Genomic DNA, 21,534 nt, shown 5'->3' with positions numbered 1-21,534 from the left:
AAACACCCTTGCGTCAACTCGCAAAGCCGCCCCAGGACTTCGCCTCACCGCAGCCGGACGAGTCTACGGCCCGCTCGGTTCCGTTCCATGACGGAGACGGCCGTCACAGAGGCCGGCCGGTCCATAAGGAAAGGTTGAGCATTCCAGAAAACGCATTTATGGAACCCGCGGTAACGGCAGCGGAGCCGGCGCGTGGCAGGAATCGTCAACGGTGTGTCATTGCGGACGGTCCTCCGCCCGGAACAGGCTGTCACCATGAGGCAACGACGTGTTGTTATCGTGGTCTACCCCGGTGCCCAGACCCTGGACGTCAGCGGACCGCTCGAAGTCTTCGACACCGTGAACCGCCTGATGGCCGAGCGTGGCAGCGCATACCGTCTGCAGTGCGTCTCCCCTGATGTCCCGTCAGTGGCCACCTCCGCGGGCCTCGTCGTGCAGGCCGGCCCCCTTCAGGCCGCGGAGGGGCCGATCGACACCCTCCTCGTGCCCGGTGGACCCGGACTCAAAGAGGCTTTGGCGGATGTGCCGTTCGTCACCTGGATCAGGCGCGCCGCGGCCCGGTCCCGACGCGTGGCCTCCGTGTGCGGCGGCGCCTTCCTGCTGGCGGAGGCCGGTCTCCTCGACGGGCGACGGGCCACCACGCACTGGGCCTTCGGGGAACAGATGGCGCGTCGCTACCCCGCGGTGACGGTGGACACCGAGCCGATCTACGTCCGGGACGGCCCGTACATCACCTCGGCGGGGGTCTCCACCGGCATCGACATGGCCTTGGCCCTGGTGGAGGACGACCTCGGGGCGGCATGCGCCCTCAAGGTGGCGAAATACCTGGTGCTGTACTTCAAACGGCCCGGAGGCCAGACCCAGTTCAGCATGGTCCTCGACGCACAGCTGACCGAACAGGAGCCGATCCGGGCCGTCCAGGAATGGATCCAGGAGAACCTCCACCGCACGCTGCCGGTGTCCGAACTCGCCCAGCGCGCGAACATGAGCCCACGCCACTTCGCCCGGGTCTTCGCGCGGGCGGTGGGGATGACGCCGGGCCACTACGTGCGGCGCTTACGCATCGCCCGGGCCCGTCAGCTCCTGGAGGCGACCGACCTCTCGGTGTGCCAGATCGCGAGCCGCTGCGGATTCACCACGATCGAGACGTTCCTGCGCGCGTTCGCCGCCGTCGTCGGCCTCACCCCCGCACAGTACCGGCACCACTTCCAGCTGCGGACGCACTCCGGGCCGGCCGCCGAGCCGGCGTGGGCGGAACGGAGGTCGGCATGACCTGCCGGATGCGTCTCGTCGACTACGTCGCCGCGGAACTGGAGCGGAGGGGCGTCCGGTACGTGTTCGGCGTGGGCGGAGCCAACATCGAGGACCTGTACGAGGCGGTGCACCGCGCCCCCGGACGCCTGCGCGGTGTCGTGGCCAAGCACGAGTTCTCCGCGGTCACCATGGCGGACGGATACGCCCGCACCACCGCGTGCCTCGGCGTCGTCGCGGCCACATCGGGGGGCGGTGCGATGAACCTGGTTCCGGGACTGGCCGAGGCCCACGCCTCGCGCATCCCGCTCCTGGCCCTGGTGGGACAGCCGCCCACCGTCCAGGAGGGCCGGGGCGCCTTCCAGGACTCCAGCGGCTCGGCGGGCTCCTTCGACGCCCTGGACGTCTTCGCACCCGTCTCCCGCTTCTGCGCCCGCGTGACCGAACCCGACGCGATCCCCGGGCTGCTGGCCCGCGCGATCACCGCGGCCCAGACCGAGCCCCGGGGCCCCGCCGTGCTGCTCCTGCCCAAGGACGCCCAGCAGGGACACCTGAAAGTGCCGGCCGTCACGGGACGCGCGGACACCGGAGCCTGCGCGAGGGCCGCGCGCACCCCGGGAACACACACGCCCCGCGCCGCGACGGAAGCGAGCAAGGCAGCGCGGGCCGCAGGGGCGCCGCACACGCCCGCCGCCCCGCGGCCGGACCCCGCCCGCCTGGCCGAGGCGCTCGGTGTGCTGGCGCAGGCCCCCCGCGTCATGGTGATCGCCGGCGAAGGCGCGGCCGGGACGAGCGCGCGGGCGGAACTGGCCCGCCTGGTACGGCACCTGGGCGCCTGCGTGGCCGTGTCGCCGGACGCCAAGGACGTCCACGACAACCGTAGCCCCCGTTTCGTGGGCGTCGCAGGGGTGATGGGCCATCCCGAGGTCGAGGACTGCCTGCGCCGGGCCGACGCCTGCCTGCTGGTGGGCACACGCCTGCCCGTCCTGGCGCGGGGCAGACTGGAGCCGCTGCTCGCCAAGAAGCCCGTGGTCTGCGTCGATCCCGAGCCGCCCTTCGTCCCAGGAATCCCGCTGCTCGGGCCGGTGGCCGGCAACCTGCGGACACTGCGGCGGGGTCTGCCGCCGCGGCCCCCGGCCTGCCCGGCCCACCACCCGCCGTCCTTCCTGCGCCTTCCTCCGGGTCCCGGTCCGAACCCCGGCTACGCCGCTGTGGTCGGCGCGATCGCCGAGGCGCTGCCGCAGGACGCCCATGTGTTCGTGGACGCCGGCAATGTGGGGGCCGCCGCCATCCACGCGCTGCCGGCCCCCCGCGACGGCCGCTTCGTCGTGGCGGTGGGGATGGGCGGCATGGGCTACACCTTCGGCGCGGGGATCGGCGCGGCGCTGGCCACGGGCCGGCGGACCTACGTGGTGGCCGGCGACGGGGCGTTCTTCATGCACGGCATGGAGATGCACACCGCCCTCGAGTACGACGCGCCGGTCACCTTCGTCGTGCTGAACAACAACGCGCACGCGATGTGCGTGATGCGCGAGGAGGTCTTCCAGGGCGGTGCCCGCCCCGAGAACGTCTTCCACCCGTCCCGCATCGCCGCCGGCGCCTCGGCGATGTTCCCCAGGCTGCGCGTCGCCTCGGCAGGCGACCCGGCACAGCTGCGTTCCGCGTTGCTGCGCAGCAACGAAGGCGGCGGTCCGGCCCTGGTCGCCATGGACCTCGACCACCGCGAGACACCCCCCTTCCAGCCCTTCCTGACCGCATCCCCGGCCGGTCCGGGCGCCGCCGCCGCGCCCGGACACCGGCCGAGCCACGACGAGGAGAAGCACACCCATGACCGACCGATCCACGTTGGCTGACATCCCGGGCCTCGTGCGGGTGGAGAACACCAGCCCCGAGGAACTGGCCGCCCGCTGCCTGGAGTTGACCTCGGACGCCTACCCGCACCAGCAGGTGTACGGCGAGTACTGCACCATCCAGGAGTACGTCGACTGCCCGCCTCGGGCGACGTACGACTATCTCAGCCGCGGCCACCACCTTCAGGAGTGGACGTGCAGCCTGCGGGGGTTCGAGCCCACGGGCACGCCGGGGCTGTGGGTCGGCCACGACCTGCTGGAGAAGGGCACCCGGATCTACTGCCGGACCGAGGCCCACCCGGATGCGATGACCGTCGACTACCACTGCGCCTGGGACCAGGGCGACGAACTGTGGATGGTCTACCTGATGAGGGTGGTTCCGGCCGCCCTCGTCCTCGGCCGCCCCGGTTCCGTGATCACCTGGACCAACTGCCGCCACCCGTACTACCGGCGCAATCCGCACCCCGGCCTGGCACCGCACCCCGGCCGGCGCTGGGTGGGCGAGTACTGGGACCTGTTCTACGCCGGGCACACCCTCGAGATGCGCAACCTGAAGGCGATTCTGGAGCACCGGCACCACAACGGCCTGCCGGTCAGCAGCTCCCCGGCGCAGCAGGTGGCCCCGTGACGCCGGTGAGCCTGACCGACGTCTCCGCCTACCTCCCCGGCGAGCCGGTCCCCGCCGCCTTCTTCACCGAGCACCCGGCGGCGGAGGACAGGCTGCGCGACAGCCCGATGTTCAAGGTCCCCCCGTTACGCCACCACGTGGCCCCGGACGAGACCAACGCGGACATGATCGAGCGCGCCGTCCAGCCGCTGATCGAACGGCACGGCCGCGCGGCGATCCGCCGCGTCGACGTCCTGCTGGTGCACAGCCAGCTGCCGGACCAGCCCTTCGTGGGCGCCGGCACCGAAGTGGCGCGCCGGCTGGGCCTGGCGCCGCGCTTCCTGATCGACGTGGCCAACGCCGGCTGTGCCTCCTTCGTGCACATGCTGGACCTGGCCCGGCAGATCCTGCTGCACGGCGACGCCCGTACGGCCCTGATCTGCAACGCACAGAGCGCCGCGGGCCAGCTGTTCACCCAGTCACAGGTGCGTGGGCTGTCCCAGGCCGCCATCCCGGGCGACGGCTGCGGAGTCGGCTATGTGACGACCTCCGCACACGCCCCTGTCCTCGGGATCGAGAGCCGGCACATCGCCGCCCATGCCGGCGACATGACCATGGTGCGCGACGACGGGCGCAAGTACTGGGAGGCCGGGGAAGCCCAGGTCCACATCGGCTTCACCGAGGCCGGAGTCGCAGGCGTGCTGCAGCGGGGCAACGGCCTGGTGCCGCAGGCCGTTCGGGACCTGCTGCGCCGCCTGGGAAGGAACACCACCGACATCGACTGCCTGATCACCAACCAGCCCAACCGCACCTTCCTGCGCAACTGGCGTGATGCGCTGGGCCTGCCCGCCGAACGCCACCCCGACACCTTCGACCGGTGCGGAAACCTCTTCGGCGCCGCGATGCCCGTCACACTCGACGACGCGATCCGCTCCCAGCGCATCCGGGAGGGCGACCTGGTGGTGCTGGCCGGATTCGCCCACGCCGGGGACTACGCCGGCGCCGCCGCACTCCGGTGGGGGCAGGGACGGTGACGCGGTCGCGGCCGGCAGTGGCCCGGTGGCCGCGCTGAGTACGATCGTTGACATGCTCGCTGAAGCATTGCAAGATCCGGGCTGCGGAGGCGGCCGATCCCATGGCTCCCTGCAGCCATTCGCCACACATCGGGGGGAGTTTGCTGAACGTCCGGGCGTCGTCCGAAGGATCGGGCCACAGTAACCGCAGCCGTTGCGGTGTGAGAGCGGAACTTGCGTGCGGATGATCAGGCGTGCAAGATCACGGCGTGCGCTCCGTCGCGAGACGGAGCTGATCGTCTCCTCGATGCCGCTGCCAGAGCCTTTCAGCCTCGATCAACTGGTCCGGAACATGGAAGAAGCCCGCGGCCGGCGGATCGTGATGAGGCCTCTGCCGGACCGCATCGCCGGTGTCACCGGTATCTGCGGTCTGTACGTCCGGCATGACACCCGGCCCCTCGATCTGATCTTTCATGTCAGCAGCGGTTCGCCGTGGCACGAGAGGCAGGTCAAGCTGCACGAGCTGGTCCACCTGTGGGCGGAGGACTCCACCGGTGTCATCGGCACCGACGAGTTGCTGACCGACTTCTCGGCCGAGCGTGCCGAGCAACTGGTGGCCGCGGGGCAGGCCTCCGCCCGTCGGCGGTACGAGACCTGGGTCGAACAGCGTGCCGAGGACGCGGCCGCGCTCATCAACCGGCTGGCGCAGACCCAGCACGCCATCGACGACCCGACCACGCGCAGCCTCGCCCAGGACTTCACCTACGGCAGGCCCAAGACGTGAAGGACCCGAACATGTCCGACCTCCTGGCCTACCTCATCGCGGGCCTGCTCCTCGTACAGGCCGGCCTGCGAGCCAAGTCGGCGGTCAGGGGCCACACACGAGACCGGTCGCTGTGGGGGGCCTTCGTGGCCTTCGCCGCCTCATGGCTGAGCCGGACGTCCGCGGGAATCACCGCATTGGACAGCCTCGGTGTGCCCGACCTGGCCTACTTCGTGAAACACGTGCTGTCGATCATCGGCATCTGCGTCATCCTCCGCTACGTCACCGCGGTCTACCGCACGGCCGGCCCGGACGGCGAGCGCTCCCGTGCCGTCCGGCTGTCCGCCGTGGTCCACCGCGTCGCCACCCGGGCTTCGGCGGCCACCGTCCTGGTGATGGGGGTGATCTTCTTCTTCCTGCTGGGCAAGCCCGACACCGCCACCCCCTTCTTCATCGAGCGGTATCGCGGCCAGGCGGCCCTCGCCGTGTACATGGGCCTGTTCTACCTGTACGCCGGTGTCGCGGCCGCGGTGTGTGCGGTCCAGTGGGGAGGTGCCGTCAAGGACGCGCCGTTCCGCTCCCTGCGCAACGGCCTGCGGATGATGTCCACCGCCATGGTGATCACCACGGTCTACTCGGTGATCCGCATCGCCTTCCTCGCGGTGGTCACCTTCTCCCGGGTGTCGGACGCCACCGAGCACACCCAGGAGACGGTGACCGACACCCTCCTGTACCTGTGCTTCCTGCTCTGGGGCCTCGGCGCCATAGCTCCGGCGACACACGCCGCCCGCGAGCGGTACCACGCCCTGCGCAGCCTCGTCGACCTCCATCCTCTCTGGCGGCAGCTCGCACTGCGCTTCCCGGACGCCGTCCGGCACCGCCCCAGCACGTCTTTCACCCGCATCACGGCGAAGGCGGCACGGCTCGACGCCCTCCGCGATGTGCTCTTCAGCCCGGACCCGTCGCTGCCGGCCCGCCTGGACCGCTTCGCCATGGACATCCGCGACGCGGTGTTCCTGCTGAGACGTCACGCTCCTCACGACCTTGCCGAGCGCGCCTTCGCACGCGCCGGGACCGACCTCAGGCCCGAGCACGCCACCGAGGTACAGGCCGAGGCGCTCTGGATCCGCGCCGCGCTGTCCATGGCCGATGTGCCCGCGCACGAGTCGGCCGCCGTGAGCGCGCCGTATCCCTTCGACCCCGGGCTCACGCCGGACGAAGAGGTCGCCCACCTGCGGGACCTGGCATCCGCCTACCGGCTCACGACCCCTGCCGACGCCCAGGACCTGCTCACCGGCGAGTTCACCGGTCGCAGTTGACCAACCGATACCGAGAACCCCGAGGTTGCCCATGACTCCCCCCAACCCCGCCCGTCCCACGATGTCCGCCGCCGCACTCCTCCGAGACGGCGACGGCCGGTTCCTGATCGTCAAGCCCGGCTACAAGCCGGGCTGGAACCTTCCGGGCGGTGGCGTCGACGAGGGTGAGACGCCGGCCCAGGCGGCGCGCCGTGAGCTGCTGGAGGAACTCGGCATCGACCAGGCGATCGGGCGGCTGCTGGTGAGCGCCTTCGTCCAGACGCCGGCCGGTGGCCACCTGTACTTCGTCTTCGACGGCGGAGTCCTCGGCGAGGAGCAGCGGGACTCCATCGTCCTGCAGGAGAGCGAGCTGACCGACTACCGGTTCAGCGCACCGGACGAGATCGGACCGGACGAGATCCCGCCCGCCGTACGGCCGGTCTGGGAGGCCGCGCTGACCTGCCTCGCGGAGGGCAGCACCACATACCGCGAGGTCGCCAGGGCCTAGCCGAGAGCGGAGGCCGGGCGGCGGAGTTCACTCGGGCACGTCGGAATCGGGGCCGAGGATCTCGGCCATCGTGCTGCTGATGAAGTCCAGAAGCTCGGCCCGCGCGGCGGCGGGAATCTCGTGCTCGCCGCCGCGCGCCGCCTCCACGGTGAAACTGTTCCTGACCGCGCGCGTCGACACCACCAGTTGTTCGATCTGCGGATCCGGGCTGCGGAAGAACACCGACGGCACATCGAGGGCCAGCGCCAGGGCATCCAGGATCTCGTCCGAGAGACCGGCGCACGTCCCCAGTCGCAGCGCTTCGACCAGAGCCGCCGTGAGCACCGGCTTGCCCGATCTGCGGTTGCCCGCGTCGGCGATCTCGGCGTCCGGCGGCAGCGCGCCCTGGAACACGTCGTCCCGCAGGTGCGCGAGCTTGTGCGCCACCGAGACCGCCGAGACGCCCTCGGGGGTCTGCACGGGCACGACGTGACCGAAGCTGCGCTTCTGGGCGGCGAGCAGTTCCGGCACGGTGACGCCGTACGCACGGGCGAGTGCCTCATGGAACTCCTCGGGCAGCGGCCGCTTGCCACGCTCGGCGGCGCGGACCGACATCGGTGACCGGGTCTTGGTGACCGCGACGGTGTCGGCCTGCGTCATGCCCGCGTCGCAGCGCAGGTCGGCGAGGTTGGGCGGCGCCAGGCGCGGAAACAGGTCGTCGAGGCCCGCATCGAGTGCCGCGGCGATGCCGGGAAGCCGCTCGGGCGGGGGAGTGGCCTGACCGGTCTCCCAGCGTGACACGGCGTTGGTCCCCACACCCAGGGCCGCACCCAACTCGGACTGGGACCTGCGCAGGAGCACACGGCGGTTGCGCAGTTCACGGCCGTCGAAGGTGCGCTCGGGCATGCAGGTACTCCATCAGATCGGCGGTCGAGCCCACTCTAGCCACTTGATCAGATCACCAGAAGAGGATAGTTTCACCTTCTAGTGATCGAGGTGTGGTCGTTGCCGCCCACGGGGGTGGTGGCAACGGCCACGCCCGCTCTCCTAAAGCGGGTGTCGCAGGTTCGAAGGGCGCCAGGCCCCGATATTTCTCCGGACGGATCAGCACCGTCCGGCACATTCGCCTCCGCCGCCGCAGCCTCGGCCTGGGCTTCCGAAGCGTCGTTCTTGGCCGAGCATCTCCTGGATGTCCTTCAGATCGGCTCCGGCCGCGTGGGCGAGGGTCGCCGCGCCGTGGCGGAGGTCGTGGAGCCGGACCGGCGGGAGACCGATCTCCTCGTGGACTGGATTGTGGTGGCTCAGGCCACGGGTGCCCCTGCCTGCTCTGGTGCGGCGATGTCTTTGCGGGTGACCGAGAGGTGCACGGCCAGGCCGAGGATGACTGCCAGGAACAACACGCTGGTGACGACGCTACCCAGGCCCAGGCCGCCGTCGCCGGTGGGCTGGGAGAGGTAGTCGCCCACCGAGGCACCGAGGGGCCGGGTGAGGATGTAGGCGATCCAGAAGCTCCAGACCGCGTTCAGGTCGAGGGAGAACCAGGCGAGGGCGATCGCGGCGACGGCCGCGGCGAAGAGCGCGGCCGACACCCAGTAGCCGAGGTCTGTCTCCTCGGCGACCAGGTCGCCGGTGGAGGTGCCGAGCGCGAAGGTGAACAGGACGGCGAGCCAGTAGAACGCCTCGCGGCGGGTGGTGTCGATGTGGTGGATCGACAGGGTGCGCTCGGTGCGGTACCAGAGGGCGAAGACGATCACCAGGGCGATCGCGAAGACCGTGGTGGTGGTCTCCAGCGCCACGCCCATGTTGTCGGTGAGATTGTCGCTGACCAGGGTTCCGACGACGCTGATCAGGGCGACGGCGGGCCAGTACACGCCCGGGCGGTAGCCCTTTGCGCGGAACTGCACCACCAGGGCGACGGTGAGCAGCGCGCTCACCAGCAGCGAGACTCCGGTCAGCCCGAGGCCGGCCTTCTCGTTCAGGAGGTCGGCGGCGGTCTCGCCGACCGTGGTGCACAGCACCTTGATCACCCAGAAGCAGACGGTGACCTCGGGCACCTTGTTCCAGCGCAGCCGGTGACGGGAAGGGGCTGCCTGGCCGGCCTCCTCAAGCACCGGATTCTCAGATGTCTCGTATGCCATGTCGCCCGACCGTGGCACCGGGTGCCTGAACACATCCTGACTGCCGCCGTGGATCACCCGCCCCGCCCGTCCCGTGCGCGCACCATGGCTTCATGCACACGCACGCATATGGTCTCCGCATAGCGGTCTTCCGTCCCGCCCCTGCCCCCGCGACGGAAGAAGACCGCCATGCACGCACCCGCTCCCACCGCCAGTCCGGCGCCCACTGGCCGCGCGAGCGCCTGGCTGCGGCGTCGTCTGGGCCGGGCCGTAGTCCTGTCCTACGCCGCAGCCCTGCTCGTGACGGGCCCCGGCCTGTGGCTGCGCCACTCCCACACCCTGCCCCTCGGCCCGCTGATCCGACTGCCGGTGTTCACCGCACCATGCCTGCTGTGGCTGGTGCTGTTCTCATCCGGACTCCAAGTCCCCGTCCGTGAGCTGGTCCGAGTCCTGCGGCGCCCGAGTGCACTGCTCGCCGGGCTTGCGCTGCACCTGGCGATCCCGTTGCTGGTCATCCCGCTCGTCGCGGTCCTGCTGCACGCCTCGCCCGACTCCGACGGCGGCAGCGGCCTGATCACCGCGATGATCCTGATCGTGGCGATGCCCGTGGCGGCCGGCGCTACGGCGTGGACCGGCAACGGCGACGGCGACCAGCCGACCATGGTCGGCCTGGTCCTCGCCTCTACCCTCATCAGCCCACTCACCACACACCGCTGGTGATCGAGCTGCTGTCTCCGCTGTTCAGCGGCGGCTACGCCGGCTCGCTCGCCGCGAGTATCCACACTGCGGGCGGTGGCTCAACCTTCGTCGGTGTGGTGTTGCCCTGCGCGGCGGGCAGCCTGGTCCGGCTCGCCCTGCCCGCGTCGTTCCTCGGCCGGGCGCTGGGCGCAGTCGTGCCTGCGGCCCTGGCCGGCTCGCTGGTCCTGACGTACGTCAACGCCAGCGGCGCCCTCGGCTCCTTCGTCGCTCGGCCACGCCCGCTGCTGCCGGGCGCCTCGCTGGTCGTGGCGGCACTGGTCTGCCAGCTGTCGTTCGTGCTCGGCCGCTGCGCGACGCGGCTGCTGCGGCTGGACCCGCCCACCGCTTCCGCGCTCACCCTCGCCTGCGGAATGAACAACAGCAGCGCCAGCGCCGTACTGATCACCGTCAGGGCTTCAGCGCGGCACGGATGAGAGCGCGCAGTTCATCGTCAGTGACGACCGCCATGTCCGTGGACCGCAGCCGAATGGTGGCCTTTCCGGTGATGAGCGTGGGATGGCGGGAGCTGAAGCCACCATCGCGGTCCGTTCCCCACCCGTAGATCGAGACGCCGTGCCGCCAGACACCGATGTGCAGCCTGCGCTTTTCGACCCGGTAGGTGGGCATTCCGTAGGACAGCGCCACGCTCGCCTGCGGGAATTCCTCCAGGATCAACCCGCTCACCCGGTCGAAGAGCGGACGGTGACCTGGCGCAATGGAGTCGATGTACTCCTGTACAGAGTCCATGCCACCCATTGTGATCCTCCCGCGAACACCGCTGCTGCGGGCTCGCCCCCTCGCGCCCGACCGCCGCGGCTTCATGACAGGGCAGGGCCGTGCGGCACCAGCGGCCTGCTCCCGAACGTCAGGCGGCTGACCAGGGGAGATGGAGAACTGGGACGGGAGTATCTAGGGTCAGCACGTGGCTTTCATCATGGTGTGTGAAGACGACGCGGCGGTCCGCGACGTCCTCAAACGCGCCCTGGAGCACGACGGCCACACCGTCTCCGTCGCCGCCACGGCCGACAGCCTGCTGCGGCAGCTCGCACCGGCGCCCCACCTGGTCGTCCTGGATCTCGGGCTCCCGGACGCCGACGGCCGCGACGTCTGCCTGGCCCTGCGGGCTCGCGGCGTCGACGCGCCGGTGTTGATGCTCACCGCCTTGGACGGCCTGCATCACAAGGTGGGCGGCTTCGAGGCCGGCGCCGACGACTACATGACCAAACCCTTCGACATCCCGGAACTGCTGGTCCGCGTCCGGGCGCTGCTGCGCCGGGCCACCGTGGCACCCGCACCGCGCGAGGTCGTCCTCGATCCGGCGAAGCACGTGGTGACCTACGATTCGGTGAGCATGAGCCTGACCCCGACCGAGTTCCGGCTGCTGGGCCGCCTGATCGCCTCGCAGGGCGACGCGGTACGCCGCCATGCCCTCATCGCTGCCGGCTGGCCGCACGGGGCGCAGGTCAGCGACAACACCCTCGACTCCTATGTGCGTCGGCTGCGGGCCAAGCTCGGTCCGCTGGGTGTGGCCGAGCGTCTGGCGACCGTCCGTGGCGTGGGCTACCGATGGCAGTGACGGGATTCCGTAAGCGGGTCGTCGCACTCACTGTGCTGATCGCCACCGCCGTGGTCGCGGTCCTGGTCGTGGTCTCGCACGTGCTGCTGAGTCGGGTGACGGACGCTGACGCGCGCGATCTGGCACGTACTCGCGCCGAGGCGGTCGCGGCGAACGTCACGGCCAAAGGCGGCCGTGTCGTACTGACGGAGAACAGCAGCGAGGCGCTGGACGAGGTCGCCTGGGTGTATGCCGACGGCCGCCTGATCGACGGGAACGTGCCGCCGAGCGTGGTCGATCGCGTCGAGGAGCTGGCGGACTCGGGGCGATCGCAGACGGCGTCGGTCGGCGATTACCTCCTGTACGCGCGGCAGGTCCCGATCGACGGCCACCACGTCATGGTGATCGTCCAGGTGGACCTCACGCCCTACGAGACATCCGAACAGCGAAGCCTGGCCTTGTCCCTGATACTGGGCGGCCTCACGATCCTCCTCGCCGGCGGTGTCGCGCACCTCGTGGTACACCGCGCGCTGCGGGTCGTGCACGAGATGGCCGCCCTCGCCGACGACTGGGGCCATCACGAACCGGGGCGCCGCTTCAACCTCGGGGTCCCCCGCGACGAGTTCGGGGAACTGGGGCGGACCCTGGACCATCTCCTGGAGCGCGTCGACAACGCGTTGGCGGACGAGCGCCGGCTCACCGATGAGATCGCCCACGAGCTGCGGACACCGCTCACGGTCCTGCGGGCCGAGGCGCAGCTGGCGCTGCTGTCCGGCGAGCCGGTGCCGCCGAAGGCAGTGCTGAGCGAGGTGGACCGCCTCGATGCGGCGATCACGACGATTCTGCGCGCCGCGCGCGCACGGACGGACAAGGGGACCCGGTGCGATCTGCGCTCTGCCGCGCGGCAGGCGATCGCCGGCCGCGCGGTCGAGGTCGCCTTTCCCTCGAAGGTCGAGGTCGCCGTGGCGGCGGACGTCGCCGTGTCGCTGCTGTCACCCCTCCTGGAGAACGGCCTGCGGCATGCGCGGTCGCGTGTGTGGATCACGGCGCGCAACCAGGGCGAGGCCATCGTGGTCGATGTCCTGGACGACGGCCCCGGATTCGATCCCGCGGAGGTCGACCGGGTCTTTGAAGCGGGTGTGACCGGCGGCGACGGGTACGGGCTGGGGCTGCCGGTGGTCCGGCGCATCGCCGCCTCGGCCGGTGCGGAGGTTCGCGCGATCGCGGACGGCCGCGGTCATGTCGAGGTGACACTCCCGGCCGCCCGTGCAACCACGTAGTCAGGTTACGTGCAGATTCCCTGCGTAAACCTCCCCGCATGACAACGACAACGGAAGCGCGCACGCGCAGCGGGCGCCTCATGCTCAACAAGGTCCCCGAGGTCACCGTCTGGTTCTGGGTGATCAAGGTCCTGTGCACGACCGTCGGTGAGAGCTTCGCCGACTGGATCAACATGAAGCTGGGCGTCGGCCTGGTGAACACGGCCTGGATCTTCACCGCGGTGTTCGTGGTGGTCCTGGCCGTCCAGCTGCGGCTGAAGCGGTACGTTCCGTTCCCCTACTGGCTGACCGTCGTCGTTGTCAGCGTCACGGGCACCCTGTACACCGACATCCTGACCGACCAGCTGAACGTGCCGCTGTGGATCAGTTCCGCGGTCTTCTCGGTGCTGCTCGCGGTGGTCTTCGGCGTGTGGTGGGCGCGGGAGCGCACGCTGTCGATCCACTCGGTCACGACGCTGCCGCGTGAGTCGTTCTACTGGCTCGCCGTTCTCGTCACCTTCGCGCTCGGCACCGCGACCGGCGACTGGACTCTGGAGCTGACCGGCTGGAGCCCGGGCGTCTCCGTGTTGCTGCCGCTCGGCCTCATCGCAGCGATCACGCTGTTGTGGAAGTTCGGCGCGAACCCGGTGCTGTCCTTCTGGCTCGCCTACATCCTGACCCGCCCGCTGGGCGCGAACATCGGCGACTGGCTCGCCTCCCCCAAGGTCGCCCAGAACCCGGGCGACCCGACCGGTCTCGACCTGGGCACATTCACCACCAGCCTGATCTTCCTCGGCCTGATCCTGGCCACGGTGGTCTATCTGACGGTGACGCGCTCGGACGTGACCGAGACCCACGAGGCGACCCACGCCGCACCGCCCACCAGCAACCCGCGCAAGGAGCGCACGGCGCTGGCCGGCTTCGGACTGCTCGCCGTCGCCACCGCGGGCCTGCTGGTCTGGGCCCACGGCCAGCCGCACGTCGGCCCGGCGCCGGAAACCGACAACACCACCGCCGTCCAGATGGCTCCCGGCCAGGCGGTGAAGAAGTTCCCGCCCGCCAAGGTCGCCGCGCTGAAGAACCTCGCCTCCACCTCGCTCAAGGACGCACGCTCGGGGAACGCGAAGGGCGCGCACACGGCCGCCCAGTCGCTGCGCGACCTGTGGGATGCCGACCAGGCATCGTTGCAGCCGCTGGACAACACCGGCTGGACCTCCATCGACGCCCAGATGGACAAGGTGCTGGGGACCTTCGGCATCGACCACTCGAACCCGCCGATGCCGCCCGCCCAGCAGGAGAAGGAACTGAACGCCCTCCTGACGGACATGGGCTGACAGACCGCACAGCGCCCGGCCGGCCCACCCGGCCTACGGGCTCAGTGTGCCGAGGCGGCCCAGAGAACCGCGCTTCCTCGGCACACGCCGGCGAGCTGCGCACACCGCAATGCGGCCGGGGCCGCCTGCGGCAGCCCGGGCATGTCCGCAGCCTCTCGTGGGGCGGTCGCTGACCGGATGGCGTCGGCCGAATGAATGCAGACCCTACTGCGCGAACAGGCGAGGGCCGGTCAGCTCTTCGTACCGGCCCCATCGCTCCAGCCGTCGAGGCGGTAGCCATGCCCTCGGAGCGTGGTGATGTGAGGCAACCGGCAAGGCCGGCCGGACTCCTCGGCGGCCTGGGTGAGACGTCGGCGCAGGCCGGCCATGGTGACGTCCAGGGTCTTGGTGGGGCCGAACCAGTTCTCGTCCCACACCTGCGCCATCAGCGTTTCTCGCGAGACGGCGGTACCGGGGTTCCTGGCGAGCCGGGCGAGGAGGTCGAATTCCTTCGGTCGCAAGGAGATCTCCGTGTCACGGAGGGTGCAGCGGCGTGCCGTGGTGTCGATGACCAGGTCGCCGAGCCGTAGCGGGGGCTGCGGCTGCGACGTGATGGTCTGGCGGCGCAGGTGAGCGCGGAGGCGGGCCAGCAGGACGGTGAGGCTGAAGGGCTTGACCAGGTAGTCGTCGGCACCTGCGTCCAGGCCGGCGATGACGTCGATGTCGTCGGTGCGGGCGGTGAGGATCACGATCAGCACGTCGGGGAGGCGGGCGCGCAGGGTGCGGGCGAGGTCCAGTCCGTCGAGGTCGGGCAGGCCGAGGTCCAGGAGAACGGCGTCGTAGGCAGTGCGGTCCGTCTCGGCCAGGGCCGAGGCGCCGGTGCGGCTCCAGGTGGGGGCGTAGCCGTTGACGCGCAGGCCTGTTTCCAGGTGGCGTCCGATGGTGTCGTCGTCCTCGACGACCAGGATGTGCAGGCGGCTGCGGTCCGGTGCGGCAGGCGTGCCCATGGCAACAGAGTAGACAGGTCCCTCCCCTGCAGGCGGGCTCACAGGTCGCGGAGTTCCTCCACCGCGGGGCGCCGGGCACCGCGGATGCCGTTCAGGGCTGCGGCCAGTACGGCGACCAAGGCGGCCAGTCCGGTCAGGGTCAGGTAGACGCCGGGCACCGCCAGGGCGGCGGGCGGCGGGTCGAACACGCCGGTGAGTACCTTGACCAGCATCTCCGACAGCGCCCATCCGATGACGGCACCCCCGGCCAGGCCGCCTGCGGCCAGCAGGAGGGCCTCGGTGAGGACCATGCCGCGCAGCTGGCGTGTGCGTGCGCCGAGGACGGTGGCGATGGCGAAGGTCCGGCGCCGTTCGGCGAGCCCGAGGGCGAGGACCAGTCCCCCGGCTCCGGCGGCCAGCAGGACCGCGAAGGCAAGCTCGATGCGGGTGAGCCCGGCCAGATCGACGGAGGTCAGACTGGTGCCCACGGTGCCGCGGGTCTGGGTGAGGTCGCTGACGGTGGCACTGGTGCCCAGCTGCGACCGCAGGCGCGTGGCGATCTGCTTCTGGTGGGTGCCGCCGGTGTCGAGGAGGAAGGCGCCGACCGCGTCGCTGCCGGTCGCCTTGGCGATGTAGGAGGCGTTGGCGACGAAGAAGCTGTCCTTCGGTGCCGTGGGGAACTCCTTGGCGATGCCCGCGTAGTGGAAGGGGACCGTCCGCAGGGCCTTGGTGTGGGCGTCCTGGATGCGCAGGTTGACGGTGTCACCGGGGGAGAGCTGGAAGTCGTTGACGGTCTCGACGCTGACCAGCAGGTTGTCGGGCCGTTCGGCCAGGCGCCGCATGAGTTGCCGGGCCGTGCCGCCCGCGAAGTAGGCGTCCTGGAGGGAGGTGGCGCGGGCGATGGTGCCCGGGCGGACGCCGTAGAGGTCCTGGAGATCGGAGCCGACGTAGGCGAAGCGGTGCTGGAGGGGTTCGACGTGCCGAACGCCGGAGACCCTCAGGGCGGATCCGGCGCCGGGTGGGACACGGGCCCCGGGTGGTTCGGTGACGGTGACGTCGGCGCCGTTGGTCAGGCGGGCGTCGACCTCCGCCTGCTGGCGGTATGTGGCGTTGAAGACGGCGGTGGAGAGCGCGAAGGACACAGCGAGGGCGAGCAGCACGACCGAGCGGGCCAGAGGGCGGCGGCGCCGGGAGAGGGTGGCGGCGGTGGTGCCGGCGAGGGTCGCGGTCAGCGGGCGGGCCAGCCGGGCCATGGCGGGACGGCCATGGGTGAGGGCGAGGAGGGTGAGCCGCCACAGCAGCAGCGCGGCACCGATCCACAGCAGGGCAGGGCCGAGGAAGGCCCAGTACGACACGGAGATGCTGGGCACGCCTTCCGGGGCCAGGACCAACGCGTACTGGTTGCCGGAGGAGGCGCGGAAGACCAGCCAGGAGCCGATCAGGAGGGCGAAGTCCAGGCCGTACCGCATCCACCACGGGTTCCGGGTGCTGCGGGCGCCGGACTCCTTGCGGGTTTCCGCGACGGTCACCGTGTGCAGGTCACGCAGGGCCGGGACGAGGACGGCTCCCGCGGCGACGGCGGCGCCGAGGACGAATGCAGTGCCGTACCAGGCGGCCCAAGTGCCCGCGCCCGCTCCGAAGGAGGCGGCACCGAAGGCGAAGCGGCCGGTCAGTGCGGCGACGCCCAGTCCGGCCAGGCCGCCGGCGAGACCGATCAGCGCCGCTTCCAACCCGGCGAGGGCGGTGATCTGGCGGGGGCGCAGGCCGCGCAGCCGTAGCAGGCCCTGCTCCTGGCGGCGCCGTTCGCCGCCGGCGGAGGCGACCGCGGCGGTCAGTGCGGCGGCCAGGACCGCGCCGGGGACGCCGAGGAAGAGGAAGAGGATCTGGGCGTACAGGGCGTCCTGGCGGGCGGAGTCGAGGGCGGCGCCGACGTTGTTGCCGACCAGGGCGGCGCCCGCGGCGCGGGCCTCCAGGTTGTGGGCCGCGCGGGTAACCGCGGTGAAGGCGGCGGCTGGATCGGAGGGCAGGCGGGCGTCGTCGCGGGCGACGTGGATCTGGGTGGTGACCGCAGAGGCACCCCGGGTCAGTGCGGCGAACCTGGCGGCGGGCAACAGGACGACGTTGTCCGGGGGTGCGGTGGGCTGGGACTGGCTGGGTGCGCCGACGGTCTGGAAGAGAGAGTCGGCCTGGGGCAGGTCGATCACGCCGTCTACTTTCACCGGCCTCAGCCCGATGCCCGGAAACTGGACGGCGATGGTGTCGCCGGGGGCGGCGTGCAGGTTGGAGGCGGTCTGCTGGGCCAGCAGGACGCCGGTCGGGGAGCCGGAGAGGGTGCGGATGGCGTCGGGGAAGAGGGCGCGGTAGCCGTCGGGCAGGCCGAGGGCCATGCCGGGGCCTGTGGTCTGGGTGCTGCCCTGGACGCGCGCGGTGAAGCCGGTGGTGTGGGCGAAACCGACGGGCAGGGCGGCGCGGGTTCCCGGCGCCTTGTGGACCAGGGACATCACCGCGCCGGGGTCGGCGCCAGGCTGTACCTGGACCTGCCAGTCGACGGCGACCGAGCGCACGGCGCGCTGGGTCATGGTCGCCTTGGACGCGGTGAGGAAGGAGCCCAGCGCGGCGACGAGGGCGACGGCGAGGGCAATGCCGGCCAGGGCGGCCAGCAGACGTCCGGTGCGGTGGCGGGCCAGGCCGGACGCCCACGAGATGATCATGACACTTCCTCGGGTGCGAGCAGCCGGCCGTCACGCATGGCGCGCCGGGTGGTGAGCCGGGTGGCGACGGCGGGGTCGTGGGTGGTGACGACGAGGGCCGCGCCCGTGTGGTCGGCGGCGGTGAGGAGAGCGTCGAGGACACGGCCGCCGGTGGCGTGGTCCAGGCGGCCGGTGGGTTCGTCGGCGAGGATCAGGCGCGGCGACTGGGCCAGCACCCGGGCCACGGCGACCCGCTGGGCCTGACCACCGGAGATCTCCTCGGGCAGCCGGTCCGCCAGGTCGGCCGCGCCCACCAGCGCGAGCGCCGCGAGGGCGGCCTGCCGGGCCTCGCCTTCCGGCCGGTCGGCGAGAACCAACGGTAGAGAGGTGTTCTCCACCACGTTCAGCGCTGGGATCAGGCTGTCGCCCTGGAAGACCAGGCCGATGTCGTGCGGCCCCAGGGAGGCGGTCCGCCGCACCGTGCCGCTGGTGGGCTGTTCGAGCCCGGCCAGCAGGTGCAGCAGCGAACTCTTCCCCGACCCGGAGGGGCCGACGACTGCGAGCCGATCGCCGGACTCGATCGCCAGGTGGGCACCGTGCACGGCAACGACCGCCTGCGCACCCCGGCCGAAGGTGAGAGCCGCGTCAGCACAGGTCACGAGCACTTCATCCCGTGGCATCGGGCACCCCCTGCGACGCGGGACGGGCAGTCGGGGCCGAGGCGTCGGTGGCCCTGCCGTCCTCCAGCGTGATCACCCGGTCCGCGCTCCGGACGACTTCCGCGCTGTGCGTCACGATCAGCACCGCGCACCCCTGTGCGGCCCGCTCTCGCAGCATGGCGAGGACCACCCGCTCGGTCTCTCCGTCGAGCTCGCCGGTCGGCTCGTCGGCGAGCAGGACAGCGGGGGCGTTGGCCAGCGCCACGGCCAGCCCGGCCCGGGCCAGCTCGCCACCGGACAGCTGCCGGGGCAGCGCATGCATCCGTTCGCCGAGGCCCACCTGGGTCAGCAGCTCCCTGGCCGAGGTGACGGGTTTGCGGGCCGCGGCGCGCTGCGGCAGGCGGACGTTGTCCCGCACGCTCAAATGCGGCAGGAGATTGCGGGTCTGCAGCAGCACGCCGATGTGCCGGGCACGCAGCCGGGCCCGCTCGGTCTCGGGCCGGTGGCTGATCCGTACTCCGTCCACACGGACCTCGCCGCCCGAGGGCTCGTCGAGCCCGGCCAGGCACGCCAGCAGGGTGGACTTGCCGGATCCCGACGGTCCCACGACCGCCACCGTCTCGCCCCGCCCGACCCGCAGCGACACCCCGCGCAGCGCGAGCGTCTCCTCCTCGCCGGCCCGGTAGAAGCGGTACAGCTCACGAGCAGCCAGCACCGGCTCGGACGCCATCGTGCTCACCGCCAGGCGAAGGAGTCGCTGATGATCCGCCACGGGTCGACGTTGTCGGCATTGACCGGGCCGGACAAGGTCAGATCCACCTCGTGGCCCGACTTGTAGAAGGCATACCGCTCGAAGCCGTCGCGCACCACCTTGCCCGTGACCGGGTCCTTCGCCGAGTCACCCTGATAGGTCAGCTGGACGACACGGCCCGCGTGCCGAGACACCTCCGACACCTTCGGCGCGGCGAACTTCGGCACCTGGGAGCGCAGCTTGGGGACAACCGTCTTGGTGACCGAGTCGACCGTGGGCGCGGAGGACGCGGGGACCGCCGTGATCCTCACGGTGTTCAACTTGTCGGTGAACACCGTGCTGCCTCCCTGCTCGGTACGGGCCCAGCCCTCAGGCACCTTCACCGTGAAACCGGTGAAGGACCCGCCTGTCGGCCGGTAGACGACGTACACCTGGTTGTCGGGGATGTCACCGGGCGGATTGGACTCGGTGGGGGCGGGTGCCGGGTTGTTCTGCCCGTTTCCGACGCGTGCCGAGGAAGCCGGCGGTGACGACGTCGTCGAACCGGAACCGGAGTGCGAGCCGGAACCGGAACAGCCCGCGGTCACCGCCGCGACGAGCACCAGCCCGACTGTCGCGGACGTCCGTGCGTGTGCTGCCATCACCACTGCCCTCCAAGGAATCCCCCGGTCCGGACGGTCATGGCACCCACGGTAGGAAGCGGCCGATTAACGCCGTGCTCGCCGAGGGTTAGACGACGGCAAAAGCGTGCGCCTCGCCCCGCGCGCCCGGCCGAACCGCCGCATGATGAGGGCATGAGACAGCGCGTGGTGCGAGTCGCCCTCACCGCCGCGTTGGTCGCCGTGGTCCTGCTCGCCGTTCCCCTGGCCCTGGCCATCAGGTCCTCCCTGTACGCCGGGCAGCGGGACACCCTGGAACGCGCGGCGCTCGCCGCGGCCGTACGGGTGAGCCCGGACTATGCGACCGGTGATCCGGTGGAACTGCCCAGGGCGCCGGCAGGGGGGCATCTGGGCCTGTACGACCCGCAGCAGGCCAAACGTGCGGGCAGCGGCCCCCGGACGGCGGACGCGCCGGTCCACCGCGCCTTTGACGGAGAGGTGGTCCGGGGGCGGTCGGGCGGCGACCTGGTCGCCGCCGTACCGGTCTCCCACGCCGAGCAGGTGATCGGCGTGGTCCGCGCGTCCTCCCCCGCTGACGCCGTACGCGACCGGGTCCTGGCCGCGTGGGCCGTGCTACTGAGCGTGACCGCAGTCGCGCTGACCATCGCGGTGCTGGTCGCCCGTCGGCAGGCTCGGGCGCTGGCCGCCCCGTTGGAGGACCTCTCCCGCCACTGTCGGGCTGTCGCCGAAGGGGACCTGAGTGCGCGGGCGGCCCCCAGCAACATCGCCGAGATCGATCAGGTGGCCCGCACGCACAACACCATGCTGCACACTCTGTCCGAACTCCTCCGCCGGGAACGGGATTTCGTCGCCAACGCCTCGCACCAGTTGCGCACTCCGCTCACCGGCCTGCAACTCGCCCTGGAATCGGGTCTCTCCCAGGACGACTCCCGTCTACGCCCTGTGCTGACCGAGGCACTGGCCACCACCCACCGCCTCCACCACACCGTGGAGGAAGTGCTGCGCCTGTCCCGCTCCCCGGACCGGCCCCGCCCGGCCGCCGCGGACATCGCGGTGGCACACCTCCTTCAGGAGACACAGGAGCACTGGCACGGCCTGTTCGCCGCCGACGGCAGACGCCTGGAGTGCGGCACACATGACGCACCCGCGGATGTCCTGGTCCCCAGCGGCCCCGTGTCGGAGGTGCTCGACGTCCTGCTGGACAATGCACGGGTGCACGGACGCGGAACCGTGCGACTGGTGGTGCGGGACCTGAACGACGCCCTCGCCTTCGACGTGAGCGACGAGGGAGCCGCGGTGGGCGAGCCGGCGCAGCTGTTCGACCGCGGACACACCGGCGGCGGCCACGGGACGGGCATCGGCCTCGCCCTCGCTTCCGAACTGGCCCACTCCATCGGCGGCCGACTCTCCCTCACCGGAAGGGCTCCGGCCACGTTCACCCTCCTCGTCCCGGTCCGCGGGGCCGGCTCCGAAGGCAACGCACCGGCCTGCGGATGAATGCCTCTCTCCGACATGCTCGGCTCCGGGTGTGGCTTGTTCGCCTGCCCTTGTGCCGAGCCGGTCCCATGGGCCCGGAT

General features: G+C 71.2%; 21 protein-coding genes and 1 pseudogene. 13 read left to right on the top strand and 9 right to left on the bottom strand.

Going from position 1 to position 21,534, the window contains the following annotated elements; genetic code table 11:
* Nucleotides 1-255: 255 nt before the first annotated feature.
* The 7 genes from ACWC2T_RS26460 to ACWC2T_RS26430 all read left to right on the top strand — a co-directional run bounded on the left by ACWC2T_RS26460 (nt 256) and on the right by ACWC2T_RS26430 (nt 7,290).
* Nucleotides 256-1,272: a GlxA family transcriptional regulator gene (locus ACWC2T_RS26460; RefSeq protein ID WP_450672849.1), complete on the top strand. Its 1,017-nt coding sequence runs from the start codon at nt 256-258 to the stop codon at nt 1,270-1,272.
* Nucleotides 1,269-3,104 carry a thiamine pyrophosphate-binding protein gene (locus tag ACWC2T_RS26455; RefSeq protein ID WP_450672848.1) on the top strand — a complete coding sequence of 612 codons (1,836 nt, stop codon included), beginning with the start codon at nt 1,269-1,271 and terminating at the stop codon, nt 3,102-3,104. Before ACWC2T_RS26460 ends, ACWC2T_RS26455 begins: the two co-directional genes overlap by 4 nt.
* Entirely contained in the window at nt 3,079-3,729 is a 651-nt protein-coding gene (locus tag ACWC2T_RS26450) for an SRPBCC family protein (protein ID WP_450672847.1), read from the top strand. Before ACWC2T_RS26455 ends, ACWC2T_RS26450 begins: the two co-directional genes overlap by 26 nt.
* Nucleotides 3,726-4,742, top strand: a complete 1,017-nt coding sequence (locus ACWC2T_RS26445; protein WP_450672846.1) for a 3-oxoacyl-ACP synthase III family protein — start codon at nt 3,726-3,728, stop codon at nt 4,740-4,742. The genes ACWC2T_RS26450 and ACWC2T_RS26445 overlap by 4 nt, the downstream gene beginning before the upstream one ends.
* Nucleotides 4,743-5,028: 286 nt before the next feature.
* Nucleotides 5,029-5,505, top strand: a complete 477-nt coding sequence (locus ACWC2T_RS26440; protein ID WP_450672845.1) for a hypothetical protein — start codon at nt 5,029-5,031, stop codon at nt 5,503-5,505.
* Between the two features lie 11 nt (nt 5,506-5,516).
* Nucleotides 5,517-6,803 (top strand): MAB_1171c family putative transporter, encoded by a 1,287-nt coding sequence (locus ACWC2T_RS26435; protein WP_450672844.1) that lies wholly within the window; start codon nt 5,517-5,519, stop codon nt 6,801-6,803.
* 31 nt (nt 6,804-6,834) lie between these two features.
* The gene (locus ACWC2T_RS26430; RefSeq protein WP_450672843.1) at nt 6,835-7,290 is read left to right on the top strand and encodes an NUDIX domain-containing protein; all 456 of its coding nucleotides are present in this window, start codon (nt 6,835-6,837) and stop codon (nt 7,288-7,290) included.
* 27 nt (nt 7,291-7,317) lie between these two features.
* Here ACWC2T_RS26430 and ACWC2T_RS26425 read toward each other — a convergent pair whose 3' ends face one another.
* The 3 genes and pseudogenes from ACWC2T_RS26425 to ACWC2T_RS26415 form a co-directional block, all read right to left on the bottom strand.
* The gene (locus ACWC2T_RS26425; protein WP_450672842.1) at nt 7,318-8,175 is read right to left on the bottom strand and encodes a helix-turn-helix domain-containing protein; all 858 of its coding nucleotides are present in this window, start codon (nt 8,173-8,175) and stop codon (nt 7,318-7,320) included.
* Nucleotides 8,176-8,442: 267 nt separating this feature from the next.
* A pseudogene (locus ACWC2T_RS26420) lies at nt 8,443-8,547 on the bottom strand (tyrosine-type recombinase/integrase); the annotation flags it as partial.
* Between the two features lie 23 nt (nt 8,548-8,570).
* Nucleotides 8,571-9,407 (bottom strand): COG4705 family protein, encoded by an 837-nt coding sequence (locus tag ACWC2T_RS26415; protein ID WP_450672841.1) that lies wholly within the window; start codon nt 9,405-9,407, stop codon nt 8,571-8,573.
* 168 nt (nt 9,408-9,575) lie between these two features.
* Between ACWC2T_RS26415 and ACWC2T_RS26410 the strand changes: the two genes are divergently transcribed.
* Nucleotides 9,576-10,106, top strand: a complete 531-nt coding sequence (locus ACWC2T_RS26410; RefSeq protein ID WP_450672840.1) for a hypothetical protein — start codon at nt 9,576-9,578, stop codon at nt 10,104-10,106.
* Nucleotides 10,103-10,558 (top strand): hypothetical protein, encoded by a 456-nt coding sequence (locus ACWC2T_RS26405; RefSeq protein ID WP_450672839.1) that lies wholly within the window; start codon nt 10,103-10,105, stop codon nt 10,556-10,558. Before ACWC2T_RS26410 ends, ACWC2T_RS26405 begins: the two co-directional genes overlap by 4 nt.
* Here the strand turns inward: ACWC2T_RS26405 and ACWC2T_RS26400 are convergent.
* Nucleotides 10,533-10,871 (bottom strand): iron chaperone, encoded by a 339-nt coding sequence (locus ACWC2T_RS26400; protein WP_450672838.1) that lies wholly within the window; start codon nt 10,869-10,871, stop codon nt 10,533-10,535. The genes ACWC2T_RS26405 and ACWC2T_RS26400 overlap by 26 nt on opposite strands.
* 175 nt (nt 10,872-11,046) lie before the next feature.
* Here ACWC2T_RS26400 and ACWC2T_RS26395 point away from each other — a divergent pair, with 175 nt between their 5' ends.
* From ACWC2T_RS26395 to ACWC2T_RS26385, 3 genes are read left to right on the top strand one after another with little or no spacing between them, the layout of a single operon-like run.
* Nucleotides 11,047-11,700 (top strand): response regulator transcription factor, encoded by a 654-nt coding sequence (locus tag ACWC2T_RS26395; RefSeq protein WP_450672837.1) that lies wholly within the window; start codon nt 11,047-11,049, stop codon nt 11,698-11,700.
* Nucleotides 11,691-12,959 carry a sensor histidine kinase gene (locus ACWC2T_RS26390; RefSeq protein ID WP_450672836.1) on the top strand — a complete coding sequence of 423 codons (1,269 nt, stop codon included), beginning with the start codon at nt 11,691-11,693 and terminating at the stop codon, nt 12,957-12,959. Before ACWC2T_RS26395 ends, ACWC2T_RS26390 begins: the two co-directional genes overlap by 10 nt.
* 38 nt (nt 12,960-12,997) lie before the next feature.
* The gene (locus tag ACWC2T_RS26385; protein WP_450672835.1) at nt 12,998-14,272 is read left to right on the top strand and encodes a COG4705 family protein; all 1,275 of its coding nucleotides are present in this window, start codon (nt 12,998-13,000) and stop codon (nt 14,270-14,272) included.
* A gap of 230 nt (nt 14,273-14,502) precedes the next feature.
* Here the strand turns inward: ACWC2T_RS26385 and ACWC2T_RS26380 are convergent, their stop codons facing one another.
* From ACWC2T_RS26380 to ACWC2T_RS26360, 5 genes are read right to left on the bottom strand one after another with little or no spacing between them, the layout of a single operon-like run.
* Complete coding sequence (locus ACWC2T_RS26380; RefSeq protein ID WP_450672834.1) at nt 14,503-15,258, bottom strand: response regulator transcription factor; 756 nt, start codon at nt 15,256-15,258, stop codon at nt 14,503-14,505.
* A gap of 38 nt (nt 15,259-15,296) precedes the next feature.
* Nucleotides 15,297-17,948 carry an FtsX-like permease family protein gene (locus ACWC2T_RS26375; protein ID WP_450672833.1) on the bottom strand — a complete coding sequence of 884 codons (2,652 nt, stop codon included), beginning with the start codon at nt 17,946-17,948 and terminating at the stop codon, nt 15,297-15,299.
* Entirely contained in the window at nt 17,945-18,607 is a 663-nt protein-coding gene (locus ACWC2T_RS26370) for an ABC transporter ATP-binding protein (RefSeq protein ID WP_450672832.1), read from the bottom strand. The genes ACWC2T_RS26375 and ACWC2T_RS26370 overlap by 4 nt, the downstream gene beginning before the upstream one ends.
* On the bottom strand, nt 18,594-19,316 hold the full coding sequence (locus tag ACWC2T_RS26365) for an ABC transporter ATP-binding protein (protein WP_450672831.1): 723 nt from the start codon (nt 19,314-19,316) through the stop codon (nt 18,594-18,596). The genes ACWC2T_RS26370 and ACWC2T_RS26365 overlap by 14 nt, the downstream gene beginning before the upstream one ends.
* A 5-nt stretch (nt 19,317-19,321) precedes the next feature.
* Nucleotides 19,322-19,978, bottom strand: coding sequence for a hypothetical protein (locus tag ACWC2T_RS26360; protein WP_450672830.1), 657 nt, complete (start codon nt 19,976-19,978; stop codon nt 19,322-19,324).
* Nucleotides 19,979-20,131: 153 nt separating this feature from the next.
* Between ACWC2T_RS26360 and ACWC2T_RS26355 the strand changes: the two genes are divergently transcribed.
* Complete coding sequence (locus tag ACWC2T_RS26355; protein ID WP_450672829.1) at nt 20,132-21,454, top strand: sensor histidine kinase; 1,323 nt, start codon at nt 20,132-20,134, stop codon at nt 21,452-21,454.
* Nucleotides 21,455-21,534 lie beyond the last annotated feature (80 nt).

The sequence above is a fragment of the Streptomyces sp. NPDC001393 genome (genome assembly GCF_053597455.1).
This window is presented reverse-complemented; position numbering and strand designations above follow the sequence as displayed.